The sequence below is a fragment of the Lysobacter solisilvae genome (genome assembly GCF_016613535.2).
In the GTDB taxonomy this organism is placed as follows: Bacteria; Pseudomonadota; Gammaproteobacteria; order Xanthomonadales; family Xanthomonadaceae; genus Agrilutibacter; species Agrilutibacter solisilvae.
The window spans coordinates 2,926,598-2,943,371 of sequence record NZ_CP071518.1; the positions used below are offsets into that span (position 1 = coordinate 2,926,598).

The following is a 16,774-nucleotide window of genomic DNA, read 5'->3' on the forward strand; positions in this document are numbered from 1 at the left end:
GCAACGCCGAGCAGCGACGACCGATGCGTCCCTCCACCACCAAGTCCCGCCACGGCGGCGAGATCGCCGCACTGGCCCTGCTCGCGATCGCGGCCGCCGCCGCGGCGCGCGGCGCGGAGCCGGAGATGCAGTCGATGGAAGAAGTGCGCACCGTCGCCATCGCCGCGATGGGTGCGCAGCCCGATCAGGCGCAGGCGACGATCGCGGCCGGGCTGCGCCTGCGACGCTGTGCGCAGCCGCTGCAGGCAGTGGCCTCGAGTGCGCGCATGGCACAGGTGCGCTGTGGCGACGTGCCGGGCTGGCAACTGTATGTGCCGGTGCGGATACGCCAGGAAGCCCAGGTGGTCACCCTTAAGCGGCCCGCCGCAGCCGGCGTGCCGATCACCGCCGACCAGCTGGTCGTGCAGCGCCGGGACGTCGGCGGCGCCGCCGCTCCGGCATTTACCGACCCGGCGCAGCTGATCGGCCAGGTGCCCAGTCGTGCAATGGCTCCTGGGGTGATCCCGACCCAGGCCGATATCGCGGTAGGCACGCCGTTGCGCCGCGGCGACCCGGTCATGCTCGTGGCCCGTCATGGCGGCGTGGAAGTGCGGATGGAAGGGCGCGCCCTGGGCCCCGCCCAGGCGGGAGGACGGATTTCCGTCGAGAACACCGCCTCCCACCGGGTCCTGCGCGGCCGCCTGGCGGGGGACGGGCTGGTCGAACTGCTGCCCTGAGCGGCTTCCGGCCACGTCCGCGGCAGATCTGGACCGATGCCGGCGACGGCGTCGGAATTCTGGCTCAAGTTCCCTGGGGAGGGGCCGTTACAGTGCTCGACCGAGTCATCCCAGGAGCGTGTCATGAGCCACAAGATCGACGGCGGCCTCCCGGCCGTCCGCCCGCCCGAGTCCAGCCAGACCAGCGCCATCAGCCGTGCCGGTTCCGAGCGCGGCCAGGCCGTGGGCGCCACCGCGCCGACCGACAGCGTCCGTCTCACGGGCGAAGCCGAGGGCCTGCAGGCCCTGGGTCGCCAGCTGGGCACCAGCCCCGCCGGGATCGACCTGGCCAAGGTGCAGTCACTGCGGGCCGCCATCGCCGACGGCAGCTACCAGATCGACGCGGAGCAGATCGCCTCGCGCATGATCGACCTGGACCGCCAGCTGGGAGGCTGACATGAGCGCGACCGCCGTGCATCCGCTGGAAGCCCTGGAACAGGCGCTGGGCGCCGAACGCCGCGCACTGCTGGAGCATGATGTCGACGCCCTCCTGAGTTCGACCGCGGCCAAGCTGGCCGCATTGCAGCGGGCCGAACAGCTCGCTCCCGACGAAGCGATGATCCAGCGCCTCACTGCTCTGCGGGCGCTCAACCAGGACAACGGCGTGCTGCTGGCGCGTCGCCGTCGCGAAGTGGGCTGGGCGCTGCGTCACCTGGGCCGCGTGGAGTCCGCGGGCGTGTACGATGCCAACGGGCATTCGGGTGCACGGCCGATGGCACGCAGCCTCGGGACAGGATGATCGACGACACCAGCCGACTCAAAGACAACGCGGATCACTGGGCCATGGACCTGGTCGACACCGCCGCGATGCTGGTCGACGGCGAAGGCCGCCTGATCCATGCCAATCCCGCCAGCCATGCGCTCGCGCGCCGCATCGATCCGTCTGCCGATCCGGCCGCCGATCCGCAACGCCTGCTGGCCTTGATCCAGCCCTCCAACTGGAACGACGCGCTCGCCACCGGCCGCTGGAGCGGGCAGGTCGACGCAGGCCCGCTCCGCCTGGGGGTCCGCCTGTACACCACGGCCCGCGACGGCCGCGCGCGCAGCCTGCTTACCATGGGCGAACTGAGCGGCGGGGTGACGCCGGAGTTCGAACTCCAGCTCAGCCGCGAAGAACTGCACGACACCGCCCGCCGCCTGGCCGGCACGCAGGAGCAGCTGCTGCAGTCGGAGAAGATGGCCTCGATCGGCCAGCTCGCCGCCGGCGTCGCGCACGAGATCAACAACCCGATCGGCTACGTGCACTCGAACCTGGGCACGCTGCAGGAATACCTGACCGCGCTGATGGCCCTGCTCGAGTGCCACGAGGCCGCGCTGCACGCCGACGACCCCAAGGCGTGGCGCGCCGACGTCCAGGGCAAGCGCGAACGCCTGGACATCGATTTCATCGTCGGCGACCTGCCCAAGCTGCTGGAAGAGTCGCGCGAAGGCATCGAGCGCGTCACCAAGATCGTCCAGGACCTCAAGGATTTCTCGCGCAGCAGCGGCAGCGGGGAGCCGATGCGGCTCGTCGACCTGCACAAGGGGCTGGAATCGACGATCAACATCGTCTGGAACGAGCTCAAGTACAAGGTGCAGCTCGAGCGGCACTACGGCAACCTGCCGCCGGTGGAGTGCCATCCATCCGAGATCAACCAGGTGCTGATGACGCTGCTGATCAATGCCGGGCAGGCCATCGACAATCGCGGCACGATCACGATCACCACCGGCTGCGAGGCAGGCGAGGCCTGGATCAGCGTCGCCGATTCCGGCTGCGGCATCGCGCCCGAAGTCCTCGGCCGCATCTTCGAACCCTTCTTCACCACCAAGCCCATCGGCCGCGGCACGGGCCTGGGGCTGGCGGTCGCCTACAACATCATGGCCAAGCACCATGGCCGGATCGAGGTCAGCAGCAAGCCCGGCGTGGGGAGCGTGTTCCGGATGGTGCTGCCGGTGCGGCAGCCGGTGTCCCATTCCGCCTGATGCCGGGGCACCGGCTCAGTATTCGTCTTCCGAACTGCCGCTGCGCTCGTCGTGCGCGCGGAACGCGGCCTGGATGTGGTCGCGCAGTTCGTCGTCGTTCCAGGGCTTGGTCAGGAAGCGATAGATGGCGCCGCGGTTGATGGCTTCGGTGATCGTGGCCAGGTCGGTGTAACCCGACAGCACCATCCGGATCGTGTCCGGATACATCTCGCGGACGCGGCCGAGGAACTCGGTGCCGTCCATGTCGGGCATGCGCTGGTCGGAGACGATGACCTGCACTGTGTTGCTGGCCAGCAGGTCGAACGCCTCCTGCACGCTGCTGGCGATGAGCAGCCGGTAGCCATCGCGGCGGAAGAGGCGGACGAGCGACCGCAGCACGTTGTCCTCGTCGTCGAGCAGCAGCAGCGTGCGTTCGGGCCGGGTGCTTGCGAACGCCTCGGGCAGCAGGAAACGCCGGCGAATCAGTTCAGCCACGTCCTGGGCGGGCCGCGGCGGACTGAACAGGTGGCCCAGGAAGAAGTCGCAATGGTTGCGCCGCAGGAAGTTGAGCTCCGCTTCGGTCTCCACGCCCTTGGCCGTGACCTGCATGCCCAGCCGATGCCCCATCGCGATGATGCCGCGCACGATCGCGGCCGTGCGCGGATCGCTGGTGACGTTGTGGATCAGGGTGCGGTCGATCTTGAGCCGGTCGAGCGGGTACTGCGCGAGCGCCGCCAGTCCCAGCCCGCCCATGCCGAAGTCCTGCACCGTGATGCGCGACCCGAGACCGCGCAGCCCGCTGATCGCATCGTGCACGTTGCGGGCATTGAGCGCGAGCACGCTTTCGGAAATCTCGAACTCCATGGCCGATCCGGGAATGCCGAAACGGTGGAGCAGGCCACCGATCAGGTTCACGCAATCGGAGCGCAGCAGCATGGGGTTGGCCAGGTGCACGGACATGTTGAGGTAGTCCAGGCCCTGGGCACGCCACGCGGCCAGTTGCTCAACGGCCCGGTGCACGACCCAATAGCCCAGGCGTGCCGACATGCCGCTACGCTCGACCAGGTCGAGGAAATGGTTCGGGCGCAGCAGGCCATGTTCCTTGTTATGCCAGCGCAGCAGCACACTGACCGCGTCGATGCTGCCGTCATGCGCTTTGACGGTCGGCTGGTGGTACAGCTCGAACTCGTCGTTGCCGATCGCCTCCACCACGCTGCGCGAGAGCTGTTCGACGGTGTCGCCGGAACGCTCCTGCAAGGCGGACAAGCCGATGCCGTTGCGCCCTTCACGCTTGGCCACGCGCACGACCTGGTCGGCCCGCGCCAACAGCGAGGCGGCGTCCTGGGCATCGTCAGGATAGACCGCAATGCCGATCGACAGGGTCACGCGCAGGACATAGGGCGGGATGGAGAGGGGTGTCTCGAATGCATCGCGCAGGCGCTCGGCCAGCACCAGGCCGTCAGGCTCCTCGCCCCGGTAGCCCACGCCCGCCAGGAACTCGTCGCTCCCAAGCCGCCAGAGCCACGCACCGGTCGGCATCGCTTCCTGCAGCCGCTGCGCGACGGCCGCCAGCAGCTTGTCTCCCACCACTTCGCCCATGCTTTCATTGATCGCGCCGAGACGGTCGATATCCACATGCAGCAGAGCGACCCGGCGTCCGGTGGCGCTGGCCGCGGCCAGACCGGCAGGCAAGCTGGGGCCGCCGGCGCCCAGGCGATAGACGGCCGTGGTCGGGTCGAGCGGAATGCCACTGTGCGGGTCGAAGGGCGGGTTCATCGCCCACAGCATAGACGGTCCGGTGGAGGCGCCCGGTGGAGGCCCCGGATCACGGCCGGGTTGCCTGAGCCGTGGCGCGCTCGCGATGCAATCAGGGGCGGGATGAGCAACGTGCCACCGGCAGGGCGCGCATGTGTGGCTATGTGACGCAGGTCTGGTTCAGTGAAGATCGCCGGGGAGACGGGAGGCGTTCGTGCGACCAAATGTGTACGTGAAATATTGGCGGATGGCCAATCCTGCAAGAGGGACCTCCGTCGCGGCACGACGGAGCCATCATAAACCCCTTGAAACAGGGCCTCCAGGTGGCCGGTCGGTCATTTGTATCTCAATGTGTCGAAATGTATCGAATTGTGCACGACACAGAAATGTAGAAGACGCCATAGTAGACTCGTCACGCAACACGACAATCGGGATCGCATGACGCATGCAGCGTTGTTGATGCAAACAACGTTGCCGGATTCGCCGCCGCACTGCGTTGGATATCAGTACACAGACAAGGACGGTTACACGATGGACGCACGGATGCCACTTCAATACTGAGTAATGGACGATGCAACGCAGGGGGCCTTCCGTCATCCGGAAGTTGAACTGCCCTCGGCACCGTTCTCCCTACTGATCTCGATGCCAACTGGGCCTGGATGCTTCCGCCCCAGTCCGCAGATGTCACTTTCTGACCACAAGGAGTGAGGGTCATGGTCGTTGCTGCGCGTGAAATTCCCGATTCCAACCTGAGCTCGATCTCGAGCGCCCACCCGGACGCCGCCACCAACTGGGTGGACCTGCTGCTGGATCGTTCCGTGCACCGGCAGCATTCGCCGGTCTATACGTTCCTCGAGAATGGAGAGGACGCCGCGGAGACGATCAACTACGGCGAATTCTGCGATCGCGTCCTGGCCCTGGCGGCGCGGCTGCGCCTGCACTGCGCTCCGCGCGACCGCGTGCTGCTGCTGTATCCGCCGTGCATCGACTACATGGTGGGCTTCTTCGCATGCCTGTGCGCGGATCTCGTCGCGGTCCCGCTGTTCCCGCCACGCAGCGCCAAACACAACCTTCGGATCGAAGCGATCGCACGCGACTGCCGGCCGCAGGTCGCGCTCTATTCCTCGCGCCGCCAGGCGCACCGCCACGCTGCCATCGCCGAGCAGCCCGCGTTGGCCGCGATGCAGTTCATCTGCAGCGACGACGTCGCGCTCGGCGAAGCGGCGCAATGGGCCCACCCCGGTGTGGGGGCGGATGCGATCGCGTTCCTGCAATACACGTCGGGCTCCACTGGCCTGCCCAAGGGCGTGATGGTCAGCCACGCCAACCTGCTGCACAACCAGCGCATGCTGCAGGCGAGCTACCAGACCAGCCAGGACACCGCGCTGGTGAGCTGGCTGCCGATCTACCACGACATGGGGCTGATCGCGAAGATGCTGGCCTCGGTCTGGCTGGGGAGCCACGCCGTCTTCATGACGCCGGCCGTTTTCCTGCAGCGCCCGTTCCGCTGGCTGCAGGCCATCAGCCGGTATCGCGGCTATCTCAGTGGTGGCCCCAATTTTGCGTTCGACCTGTGCGTGGACAAGGTCACTGAAGCGCAACGGGAAGAACTCGATCTTTCCAGTTGGAAAGTGGCCTTCAGCGGCGCCGAACCGATCCGCCTCGGATCGCTGGAACGGTTCGCCAGAGCCTTCGCCCCCTGCGGCTTCGAGCGCCGGGCCCTGATGCCCTGCTATGGCCTGGCCGAGGGCACCCTCATGGTGTCGGGTGGCACGGCGGGACAGCCGCTGATAAGCAAATATGTCGACAAGGCCGAACTCACCCATCGACGCATCGCCGATGCCGCCGGCCGGGCCGGTCAGCCCATCGTGGCCTGCGGTCACACGCATGCAGACCTGGGTCAGGACGTGCGGATCGTGGACGAGGTGTCGCACCGGACCTGCGAGGCAGGCACGGTCGGCGAGGTCTGGGTAAAAGGGCCCAGTGTCGCGCAGGGCTATTGGGGGCGCGTCGAACAGAGCCTGGAAGTCTTCGATGCGCATGTCGCCGAGTCGGGAGAGGGCGGCTTCATGCGCACCGGCGACCTGGGTTTCATCGCTGACGGACAGCTGTACATCACGGGCCGGATCAAGGACGTGATCATCGTCCGCGGCTCCAATCACTATCCGCAGGACCTGGAAGCCACGGTCGAATCGACGGATCCCGCGATCAACGCCGCTGGCGTGGCCGCATTTGGATTCCGCGACGAATGCAGCGACGAAGAGCGCGTATGCATCGTCGCCGAGATCGCCCGCACCAGCCTGCGCAAGGTCGACATGCCGGCGCTGGTCCAGGCCATCCGGCGCAGGGTCCTGGAGACGCACGAGATCGTGGTCAGCGATGTGGTGCTGATCCGTCCGAGCAGCCTGCCCAAATCCAGCAGCGGCAAGGTGCAGCGCAGCCTCTGCCGTGAACTGTACCTGGCCAACGAGCTTGCCCTCGCTTACGGGCAGGCGCCAGGCGACGAGTCGATGCCGAGGTATGCGCCGGCACCGGCTGCCGCGCGCGTCGCCGTGGCGGAGAACGGTTAGCCCGCCGCCTGTAGCCCAGCGTCCCCCACAACAAGGAATTCAAGGATGGATGGAACACTTTCTCCGCCCGTCGCGGAGGCTGTTACGCGAGCGTGGGAGTCGATCGCCGGAATCGAGCGCTGGATCTGCGCGCACATCGCCCGCGCGACCCGGATGCCGGAGTCGGACATCGAGGTCGGACAGCCGTTTTCCCACTACGCGCTGGATTCGGTTGCCACGGTGGAACTCACGGCGGACCTGGAGGACTGGCTCGAACTGCGCCTGCCGCCGACCCTGCTGTGGGACTACCCGACCGTCGCGGCGCTCGCGCGCCACCTGCATGGACTCAAGGCACACACGCAATGAAGAGAGCGACCATCGAGCCGATCGCGATCGTGGGCATGGCCTGCCGCTTTCCGGGCGCCGCGTCCCTGGCGGAGTTCTGGCAACTTCTGAGTGAAGGGCGTGACGGTGTCGGCGTGGTGCCTGGCAGCCGCTGGAATGCGGACGCGGTCTATGACGCCGATCCGAAGGCCCAGGGCAAGACCAATACCCGGCACGGCGGCTTCATCGCCGATATCGACCAGTTCGATGCGGCCTTCTTCGGCATCACGCCCCGCGAGGCCGGCCAGATGGACCCGCAGCAGCGCATCCTGCTGGAGCTGGCCTGGGAAGCGCTGGAAGACGGCGGCATCGCACCGGCCACCCTCGCCGGAACCGACGCGTCGGTGTTCGTCGGCGCCATGACGAACGACTACTTCCGGCACCAGGTAGGGGGCGAGTTCCAGCGGATCGACGTGCACACCGGCTCCGGCGGCGGGATGTGCATGCTCGCCAACCGGCTCTCGTACCACTTCGACCTGCGCGGGCCGAGCGCGACCGTCGATACGGCGTGCTCGTCGTCGCTGGTGGCGGTGTTCCAGGCCTGTCAGAGCCTGTGGACCGGGCAGTCGCGCCTGGCGCTAGCCGCGGGTGTGAACGTGATGCTCGATCCGGCCATCAACGTGTTCTATACCAAGGCGGGCCTGTCCGCGCCGGACGCGCGTTGCAAGACATTCTCCGCCGCTGCTGATGGTATCGGCCGAGCGGAGGGCGCCGCGGTCGTGGTGCTGAAGCCACTGAAGGATGCCTTGGCCGACCGCGACCCGATCTACGCGATGATCCGCGGCGGCGCGGTCAACCACGATGGACGCAGCAACGGCCTGACGCAGCCGAACCGCTGGGCGCAGGAACAACTGCTGCGGCAGGCGTTCCAGCACGCGCGCGTCGATCCGCGTGAACTCCAGTACGTGGAGCTGCACGGGACGGGCACCCTGATTGGTGACCCGATCGAGGCGAACGCGCTGGGTACCGTGCTGAGCGACAACGGCGAGCGCGACGCGTGCCTGGTGGGTTCGGTCAAGACCAACTTCGGCCACCTCGAAGCCGCTGCCGGCATAGCGGGGCTGATCAAGGTCGCGCTGGGAATTGCCGAAGGCGCGGTCCCACCGAGTCTGTGGTTCGACGAGCCCAACCCGCATATCGACTTCGATGCATTGCCGCTCCGGGTCAACACCCGCCTTTCGCCATGGGAAGCCATCGACAGCAGGCGCGTGGCAGGGGTGAGTTCTTTCGGGCTCGGCGGCTCGAACGCGCATCTGGTGCTGCAGTCGGCACCTGCGCCGCGCGCGCCTGCGCGTCGCAGCCGGGCAACCGGACTGCAGTGCCTGCTCCTGAGTGCGCGTTCGCCAGCCGCGCTGCGCGCGAAGGCGAAGGCCGTCATGCGTTGGCTGCAGGACCACCCTGACGCCCCAATGCCGGCTGTCTGCGCGACCAGCCTTCGGCGGACAGGCATCCATGAGCACCGGCTCGCGCTGCTGGGCGACGATGCGGCGTCGATGATCGACGCGCTGAGCGCAGCTGGCATGGACCGGGTGCACCCGCGTGTCCTGCAGGACCGATACCGGCCCTCGCAACATGCGCTGGTACTGGCCGTGCCGGAGCTGGCGGTCGTCGACTGGAACGTGCTGTCCGGTGTCGCGGCGCTGCCGAAGGCACGGGAAGCGTGGACAGCGTGCCGCAACGTGTTTGGCCGCCGGAAGACGGCGTTGCCGGCAGTGGATGCGCTGGACGCGAACGTGCGGGTCACCATCAATGACCGTGCCTTCAGGGCCTGGCACTTCTCCGCCCAGTACGCGCTCGCTCGCCAGATGCTGGAGGGCGCGCAGCAACTGGAGGGCGTGTTCGCCGACGGACTGGGCCAGCTGGCCGTGCTCTGTGCGGCCGGTGCCATCGAGTTGACGGAGATTCCGGACCTCCTCGACGCTGAAAGCCCGTCGTTGGAGCTCGATGCCAGCTTCGCCTATCCGATGCGGTGCGAGTTTTCCTCCGGCTGCGACCCGCGCGGGATCGCTCTGGACCATCGCGGCGATGGCGCATCCTGGCAGCTGAGATTGGGGCGCTCATCGCTGTGTGGCGCCGATGTTGTCGTGCTCGGGCCTCTCCCGGCGTTCGCCGCGGAGGGTGAAGCACAGTTCCACCCCCAGCCGTCGGGCGATGGCTGGGTTCGGGTTTTCGCGCAGCTGGCCATGCGCCATGCGCTCGTCTGGCGTGCCTGGGCCGAAGATGAGGGCTTCGTCCGGCTACCGTCGTATCCCTGGCAGCGGGAGTCGTACTGGTTGGCCCCGATGGACGCTTCACCGGCTGGCGCGACCCCCGCGCGGCCGGCGCCTGATCAGGGAGACTCGCTGCTGGGCGCGCGACTCGACGCGCCGTCGCCCGCCTGGACGCGCACGCTCACGCCAACGAAGCTTGCGTACCTGCGCGACCACCAGGTGCAGGGTGCGCTGATCCTGCCCGGCGCCGGTTATGTCGAACTCGGCCTGGCGGTGCACGCCGCCGTGCGCGGCACGCTGCCCGCATCGCTCGCCGGATTGGAATTCCACAGCGCGCTGGTGATTGACCCAGCCTCGCCGCCGGCGATGCACGTCTCGCTGGACGAGGCCGCGGGCACGTACTGCGTGCACAGCCGCCAGTCCGCCGGTTGGGAGGTCCATGCACGTGGCCATCTCGCATCGGAAGCCGATGCGCCGGTGCGCATCGATCTGCCTGCGCTTCGCGACCTGCACTCCCGGCATGTTGACGCACAGGCGCATTACGCCGACATGGCGGAGCGCGGGTTCGGTTACGGGCCGGCGTTCCAGGGCATGCGCGAACTGTGGCTGTCGGCGGACGGTGAGCGAGCACTGGCGCACATCGAACGCCCCGGCGTGCTGGGGCCTGTGGGTGAAGACGATCGCCTGCATCCGGCCCTGTTCGACGCATCCCTGCAGTCGATGCTGGCGACACTCACCGCACGCGGGGACCGCGAGCTCTACATCCCGACGGGGATCGAGCAGCTCAGCTTCTACCGCCCGGCTCCTGCCAGCTTCTGGTGCCACGGTGGACTCCGGCAGGCAGGGCAGGGACGTATCGAAGGCGACATCGTCCTCTTCGACGATACCGGTGAAGTGATTGCACTGGCCCGGGGCGTGAGGGCGCAGGCCCTCACGCGGGGCAACCGATCCGACGTCCCGCGAGCCGATGACGTGTTCCTTGAGTGGGATTGGCAGCCGCAGTCGGCAGCGACCGGAAGCGTCGGAGGAAACTGGATTGTCATGGGCCCTCCTGCGCGGGTGCCTGCACTGGCCGAGGCGCTGTTCCCTGCGGGAGCCGATGGCGTCGTGCGCGTGGAGTTGGCTGACAGTTACAGCAGGAGCGGGACGTCGGCTTTCAGCGTGGCGCGGAACAGTCCCGCAGACATTGAAGCCGTATTGCAGGCTCTTGATGGTGATTCGTTCGCTGGTCTGGTCTATGTCGCCGAGGAGGCTGGCGGCGCGCAGGTGGGCGGGGCATCCCTGGTTCCCGTCGCCCAACACGAATCGCTGCTGGCGCTGATCCGGGGGCTGGCGCACCGCGGCCGCGCGTGCCGCCTTGTCGTGGCGACACAGGGGCTGCTCGCCGTCGACGCCGTGGACGCGGGCGCTGCCCAAGCCATGGGCAGTTGTGGCCATGCGCCGATGGTGGGCCTGCTGCGGGTGGCGACGAACGAGTACCCGCAACTCAAGCTGCGACTGGTCGACGCTGCTCCGGACGTGACGCAGCCCGCTCTGGCACAGGAAATCCTCAGTGATTCGCCCGAAGACGAAGTGGCACTGCGTGCGGCCGGCCGTTTCATACCGCGTTTGCGTGGCCTGCCATCGAGCGCGCTGGCGGCGCGGGCCGGGGCAATCGTCCGCAAGGACGGTACCTACCTGATCACCGGCGGCTACGGCGGTTTCGGTCTGGAACTGGCGAACTGGCTGGCGCGGGAAGGGGCGACCAATCTCGTGCTCGTCGGCCGAAGCGGCGCGGTCACGCCCGCGGCGCTGCAGTGTCTCCGGGATCTGCGCGCCCAGGGAGTGTCCGTGCTCGAGGCACGTGCCGATGTGGCTGATGAGGCGCAGATGGCCGAACTGCTGCGAAACCTGCGCCGTGACCTGCCGCCTTTGAGGGGCGTCTTCCACGCAGCCGCCGTGCTCGACGACGCGCCGCTGGATCAATTGCGGCCTGATCAGATTGCGCGCGCGATGGAAGCCAAGGCTCGCGGGGCTTGGCATCTGCACCGGATGACGCAGTCCGATGAGCTGGACCATTTCGTCCTGTTCTCCTCCATCGCATCGCTGCTGGGAGGTGCAGGGCAGGGGTCGTATGCCATGGCCTGCGCCTATCTCGACGCGCTGGCGCGCTACCGCCGCCTGCGCGGCCAACCGGGCCTGTCACTCAACTGGGGTGCGCTGGCCAACGTGGGCATGGCCACGCGCTTCGGCGATGTGGGGCGCTACCTCGGCGGCACGGGTGTCTTGATGTTCGACCCTGCCGAAGCCATGCACCTCATGGCGTCCGCGCTGAGGTGGCCGCGGGCCGAACTCGGCGTGGCACGCATGGACTGGGCGCAATGGGCGCGCAGCTATCCCGCGTGGGCCGCTTCACCGAAGTACGCCGGGCTGGTGGCCGGCCTGCCGCCCCAGGACGCGTCGATGACCGCGGTGCGCGCGGACCTGCTCGCGCTTGCCGGGCCGGCCCGCACTAAGCACATCGTCGAGGCCCTGGCCACGCTGCTGGCCCAGGTGATGGAGGCTGAGGCCAGCGACATCGATCGCGGCGTGCCGCTGCCGAGCCTGGGTCTGGATTCGCTCATGGCGATGGACGTTGTGGTCGGCATCGAGGACAGCTTCGGGCTGAAGGTTCCCATGCTGATGCTGATGAAGGGCACCAGCCTGAACCAGCTGGCCGAACACGTCAGCAGCAGCCTGGAGGACGCCACAGACGCCGACACGGTCGCCGCCGCTCCATCCGGCCTCGTACTCGACCAGCTGCCTGAAACCCTGGACCTCGACGAGGCCGAGCGCCTGATCGCCCGGCTCGGGGAACTGGCTGACAACGACGTGGAGCGGCTGCTCCAGCAGATCATGCATGCAGAGGAATCCCGATGAACCCGGTAGTCGAATCCCAGGACACACCCCGCACCGATGGCCTCACTGATCGCCGCGCACTCCTGGCCGAGGCATTGCGCAGGAAGGCACGCCAGCACACCGTACTCTGCCCGCTGTCGCATGGGCAGAAGGCCTTGTGGTTCTTGCATCGCAGCGCGCCGGACAGCTGCGCGTACCACGTGTCCTTCAGTGCGCGCATCCGTTCCGTCCTGGATATCCAGGCCTTGCGACGCGCGTGCCAGGCGCTGGTCGATCGTCACGCCGCTCTTCGCGCCGTGTTCCACCTGCGCGACGGGGAACCCGTCCAGGAGATCGCTGGCGATCGCGAGGTGCTGTTCCGGGTGAGCGACTGCTTCGGCCGCAACGGCAACGAACTGCACGACCGCGTGCAGGCCGCCTACCGTGAGCCCTTCGACCTCGAGCGGCAGCCGCCGTTCCGTGTCGACCTGTTCCGCTGCGACGCGCAGGAGCACGTGCTGCTCATCACGGTCCATCACATTGCCTACGACGCCTGGTCGCTCTGGCTCAATCTGGACGAGCTTGGCCAGTTGTACGCGGCGGAGATTGCCGGGCGGGCGCCTGCGCTGCCCGTGCTCGAATGTTCGTATCGTGACCACATCAATCGGCAGGCGCAGATGCTGGCCGGCCCGGAAGGCCAGAAGCTCTGGCGGTTCTGGCAGTCGGAACTGGCCGGCGAGCTTCCCACGCTGGTGCTGAACACCGATCGTCCCCGTCCTGCCGTGCAGACCTATGCGGGTGCGTCTCTGCGCTTCGCGATGGGCCCGTCGCGGTCGGCGCGCGTGCGCAAGCTGGCGCAGAGCTGCGGAGTCACGCCCTTCGTGCTGCTGCTGGCGGCCTTCCAGGTCCTCTTGCACCGCTACTCGGGCCAGGACGAGATCATCGTCGGTTCTCCGACCACCGGGCGGGGGGATCCGCAGATGGCCGCGGTTGCCGGCTACTTCGTCAATCCCGTGGTGCTGCGCGCGAATCTGGCCGACAACCCCGCCTTCAACGACTTTCTCGAACGCGTGGCGCATACCGCAATCAGCGCGATGCAGCACCAGGACTTTCCGTTTCCGCTGCTGGTCGAACGCCTGCAGCCGCGACGGGATCCGGCGTTTGCGCCCCTTTTCCAGGTGTCCTTCGTCTACCAGAAGCCGCAGCGGTCCAGCGGCGCGATCGACTGGCTGGGATGGACCAGCCAGCCCGGTAGCCGCGTGTGCTGGGGCGGACTGGAGATCGAGTTCTTCGACCTGCCGCAGCAGGAGGGCCAGTTCGATCTCGAGCTGGAAGTGCTCGATGCGGGCGAGGAGCTGCATGCCTCGTTCAAGTACAACACCGACCTGTTCGACGTCCAGTCGCTGATGCGGATGGAGTCCTGCCTGCTGGCGCTGCTGGACGGCATCTGCGACGACCCGGCCCGACCCGTGCGGCAGCTGCCGCTGATGCCCGCCGATGCGATGGCGGCACTGGGGAACCTGCTTCCGCGAGTGCCGAGCAGACCTGGCGACGCCCGGTGCCTGCATCGCATCTTCGAAGAGCAGGTATTGGCCACGCCGGATGCCGTCGCCATCACCGACGGCGACAGGCAGGTGACGTACGGCGAACTCAACGTGCATGCCAACCGCCTGGCGCATTACCTGATCGGGCAGGGCGTCGGACCCGGGACGCGCGTGGGACTGTGCCTGGAGCGATCCTGGCGCATGCTCGCCGCGATGCTCGCGACCGTGAAGGCGGGCGGCGCATACGTGCCGATCGCACCTGAGGCACCGCAGGAGCGCAACGTCTTCATCCTGCAGGACAGCCAGGCCACCATCCTGCTGACCGAAAGCGCCGTCGGTACGGCCCTGGCGCAGGGTTGTGCCCAGGTGCTCTACCTGGATCGCGAGTCGGAGCAGCTCGCCGGCCAGTCCAGCATCAATCCGGACCTGGACATCACTGTCGAGGACCTGTTGTACGTGATCTACACCTCGGGTTCGACCGGCAAACCCAAGGGCGCGCTGGTCACCCACTTCAACGTCGCCCGGCTGTTTACCGCGACCGACGCCTGGTTCCGGTTCGACGGCAACGACGTCTGGACGGTTTTCCACTCTTTCGCCTTCGACTTCTCGGTGTGGGAGATCTGGGGCGCGCTGCTCCATGGTGGCCGCATGGTGATCGTGCCGTACCTGGTGTCCCGCGCACCGGAGGAATTCGTGGCACTGATGAATGCGCAGGGGGTAACGGTACTGAACCAGACCCCGTCGGCATTCCGCCAGTTCATGGAAGCAGAGCAGCGTGTCCCGCTCATCGCGGGCTCGCCGCTGCGATGCGTGGTCTTCGGCGGAGAGGCGCTGGACCTGCGCATGCTGTCCGCGTGGTACGCGCGACACGACGAGGCCCACCCGCGCCTGGTCAACATGTACGGCATCACCGAAACGACGGTGCACGTCACCTATCGCCCCCTGGGACGGGCGGACGTGGATTCCGGCAGGAGCGTGATCGGCGAGCCGATCCCCGACCTCCACGTGCACGTGTTCGACGAGGCCCTGCAGCCTGTGCCCGAAGGCGTGCCTGGCGAAATGTTCGTGGCCGGCGACGGGCTGTGTCGCGGCTACCTCGACCGGCCGGAACTGACGGCGCAGCGCTTCCTGACGCGCAGGCGCTCCGATGGCGGCCAGATGCGCCTGTACCGCACCGGCGACCTGGCCCGGCGCATGCCGGGTGGGGACATCGAATACCTTGGCCGGGTTGATGACCAGGTCAAGATCCGCGGCTTCCGCATCGAGCTGGGCGAGATCGAGGCTGCGCTGTCGTCGCATCCGGAAGTGGCGGCATGCGTGGTGGTCGTCCGCGAAGACGATGGCGACAAGCGCCTCGTGGGCTATGTGGTGGGGCCGGCGAGTGCCAGCAGCGCGCCCTCGACTCCCGGCCTTCGCGACCACCTGATGTCGCGCCTGCCCGAATACATGGTGCCGACCGCGTTCGTGGCGCTGGACCGGCTGCCGCTCAACTCGAACGGCAAGATCGACCGCCGGGCGCTGCCTGCGCCTGTGCTTGAGCGCGACGTCCGCGACGGAGGGTTCGTGCCACCGCGCGATGCCATCGAGCATCGGATCCAGGCGCACTGGGAAGCGGTGCTCAAGGTGCATCCTGTCAGCGTCCGCGACAACTTCTTCGAAATCGGCGGGCATTCCCTGCTCGCGGTCAACCTGATCACGCGCCTGGAGCAGGAATTCGGCCTGTCGATGCCCATGGCCACGCTGTTCCGCCGGCCCACGATCGAGCAGCTGGGCCAGCTGCTTCGCGACAATCCCGACACCGCAGGCTCGTCTCTGCTGGTGCCCATCCAGCCCCAAGGCGAGGGTCGGCCCTTCTTCTGCGTGGCGGGCGGTGGTGGCAGCGTGGCCTACTACTATCCGCTTGCGCAGCAGATGGGCAGCGCACGGCCGTTCTTCGGGCTGCAGGCTGTGGGCCTGGACGGGGACTGCGAACCGCTGACCAGCGTCGAAGCCCTGGCCCAGGCGCACCTGGCCGCCATCCGCTCCGTCCAGCCCCGCGGACCGTACCTGCTGGGTGGGCACTGTTTCGGCGGCTCCGTCGCGTTCGAGATCGCACAGTGCCTGCGACGCGAAGGCGAGGAGGTGGAACGCCTGGTCCTGATCGACGTGCCCAGCCGCTATCTGGAGGGCATGGATACCGCGCAGCCGGATGACGCTGCGTGGATCGCGCGGTTGGCTGCCATCGTCCGCGAGTCCTCTGGCACCGACCTGCAACTCACGCAGGAGCTGCTGCGTCCGTTGGATCCTGCGGACCAGCTCGCGCTGCTGAATGAGCGCATGCAGGCCGCCGGTTTCATGCCGCCGGGCGCCGATGTCGCCAAGGTCAGGGGCCTGTTGCGCGTGTTCGTGGCCAATAGCCTGGCCCGCTATTCGCCGCGGGACGTCCTCCCCGTTCCCATCGCCCTGTTCCGTGCCGGAGAACATCATCCGGACTACGACTTCACGCCCGCCGACGATCCGGGCCGTTCCATCGCCCATTCCACCCTCGGCTGGCAGGCCATGTCCTCGCAGCCAGTGGCGGTGCATGTCGTGCCGGGCAACCACATCACGATGCTGTCGCCCCAGCACGCCGCGGCGCTGGCGCAGGGCGTGGCCGAAGCCCTCGCCGGGCCCTCCGGCAGCGGCAAGGGCGTGCCACGGCCCGTCCTGCTCGGCGAGCCGACGCAGGACGAGTGGATCTCCCTGGTCCCCGACGCCCGCGAACGGCAGGAACGTGCCGCGCGCATGGAAGGCTGACCGCG

At 67.8% G+C, this 16,774-nt stretch carries 9 protein-coding genes; 8 read left to right on the forward strand and 1 reads right to left on the reverse strand.

Annotated features, from left to right (window positions below; all coding sequences use genetic code 11):
- The first annotated feature begins 23 nt into the window (after nucleotides 1–23).
- The 4 genes from flgA (at nucleotide 24) to I8J32_RS12890 (ending at nucleotide 2,717) form a co-directional block, all read left to right on the forward strand.
- Nucleotides 24–716 (forward strand): flagellar basal body P-ring formation chaperone FlgA, encoded by a 693-nt coding sequence (gene flgA / locus I8J32_RS12875; protein WP_200612834.1) that lies wholly within the window; start codon nucleotides 24–26, stop codon nucleotides 714–716.
- 123 nt (nucleotides 717–839) lie between these two features.
- Entirely contained in the window at nucleotides 840–1,151 is a 312-nt protein-coding gene (gene flgM / locus I8J32_RS12880) for a flagellar biosynthesis anti-sigma factor FlgM (protein WP_200612835.1), read from the forward strand.
- A 1-nt stretch (nucleotide 1,152) separates the two neighbouring features.
- Nucleotides 1,153–1,494 carry a flagellar protein FlgN gene (locus I8J32_RS12885; protein WP_200612837.1) on the forward strand — a complete coding sequence of 114 codons (342 nt, stop codon included), beginning with the start codon at nucleotides 1,153–1,155 and terminating at the stop codon, nucleotides 1,492–1,494.
- Nucleotides 1,495–1,538: 44 nt separating this feature from the next.
- On the forward strand, nucleotides 1,539–2,717 hold the full coding sequence (locus tag I8J32_RS12890; RefSeq protein ID WP_245156332.1) for an ATP-binding protein: 1,179 nt from the start codon (nucleotides 1,539–1,541) through the stop codon (nucleotides 2,715–2,717).
- A gap of 15 nt (nucleotides 2,718–2,732) precedes the next feature.
- Here I8J32_RS12890 and I8J32_RS12895 read toward each other — a convergent pair whose 3' ends face one another.
- The gene (locus I8J32_RS12895; RefSeq protein WP_200612841.1) at nucleotides 2,733–4,472 is read right to left on the reverse strand and encodes an EAL domain-containing protein; all 1,740 of its coding nucleotides are present in this window, start codon (nucleotides 4,470–4,472) and stop codon (nucleotides 2,733–2,735) included.
- A 692-nt stretch (nucleotides 4,473–5,164) separates the two neighbouring features.
- On the opposite strand from I8J32_RS12895, the gene I8J32_RS12900 reads away from it, so the two are divergent.
- The 4 genes from I8J32_RS12900 to I8J32_RS12915 are packed head-to-tail and all read left to right on the forward strand — an operon-like array spanning nucleotide 5,165 to nucleotide 16,769.
- Complete coding sequence (locus I8J32_RS12900) at nucleotides 5,165–7,021, forward strand: fatty acyl-AMP ligase (RefSeq protein WP_200612843.1); 1,857 nt, start codon at nucleotides 5,165–5,167, stop codon at nucleotides 7,019–7,021.
- Nucleotides 7,022–7,066: 45 nt separating this feature from the next.
- The gene (locus tag I8J32_RS12905; protein WP_200612845.1) at nucleotides 7,067–7,366 is read left to right on the forward strand and encodes an acyl carrier protein; all 300 of its coding nucleotides are present in this window, start codon (nucleotides 7,067–7,069) and stop codon (nucleotides 7,364–7,366) included.
- Nucleotides 7,363–12,492, forward strand: a complete 5,130-nt coding sequence (locus I8J32_RS12910; RefSeq protein ID WP_200612847.1) for an SDR family NAD(P)-dependent oxidoreductase — start codon at nucleotides 7,363–7,365, stop codon at nucleotides 12,490–12,492. Before I8J32_RS12905 ends, I8J32_RS12910 begins: the two co-directional genes overlap by 4 nt.
- Complete coding sequence (locus I8J32_RS12915; RefSeq protein ID WP_200612849.1) at nucleotides 12,489–16,769, forward strand: non-ribosomal peptide synthetase; 4,281 nt, start codon at nucleotides 12,489–12,491, stop codon at nucleotides 16,767–16,769. Before I8J32_RS12910 ends, I8J32_RS12915 begins: the two co-directional genes overlap by 4 nt.
- Nucleotides 16,770–16,774: the final 5 nt, after the last annotated feature.

What these genes read in the sequence shown, in the direction of transcription:
- I8J32_RS12905 (WP_200612845.1), top strand. Translation starts at nt 7,067, where the DNA reads ATGGATGGAACACTTTCTCCGCCCGTCGCGGAGGCTGTTACGCGAGCG.
- flgM (WP_200612835.1), top strand. Translation starts at nt 840, where the DNA reads ATGAGCCACAAGATCGACGGCGGCCTCCCGGCCGTCCGCCCGCCCGAG.
- I8J32_RS12915 (WP_200612849.1), top strand. Translation starts at nt 12,489, where the DNA reads ATGAACCCGGTAGTCGAATCCCAGGACACACCCCGCACCGATGGCCTC.
- I8J32_RS12895 (WP_200612841.1), bottom strand. Translation starts at nt 4,472, where the DNA reads ATGAACCCGCCCTTCGACCCGCACAGTGGCATTCCGCTCGACCCGACC.
- I8J32_RS12900 (WP_200612843.1), top strand. Translation starts at nt 5,165, where the DNA reads ATGGTCGTTGCTGCGCGTGAAATTCCCGATTCCAACCTGAGCTCGATC.
- I8J32_RS12890 (WP_245156332.1), top strand. Translation starts at nt 1,539, where the DNA reads ATGGACCTGGTCGACACCGCCGCGATGCTGGTCGACGGCGAAGGCCGC.
- I8J32_RS12885 (WP_200612837.1), top strand. Translation starts at nt 1,153, where the DNA reads ATGAGCGCGACCGCCGTGCATCCGCTGGAAGCCCTGGAACAGGCGCTG.
- flgA (WP_200612834.1), top strand. Translation starts at nt 24, where the DNA reads ATGCGTCCCTCCACCACCAAGTCCCGCCACGGCGGCGAGATCGCCGCA.
- I8J32_RS12910 (WP_200612847.1), top strand. Translation starts at nt 7,363, where the DNA reads ATGAAGAGAGCGACCATCGAGCCGATCGCGATCGTGGGCATGGCCTGC.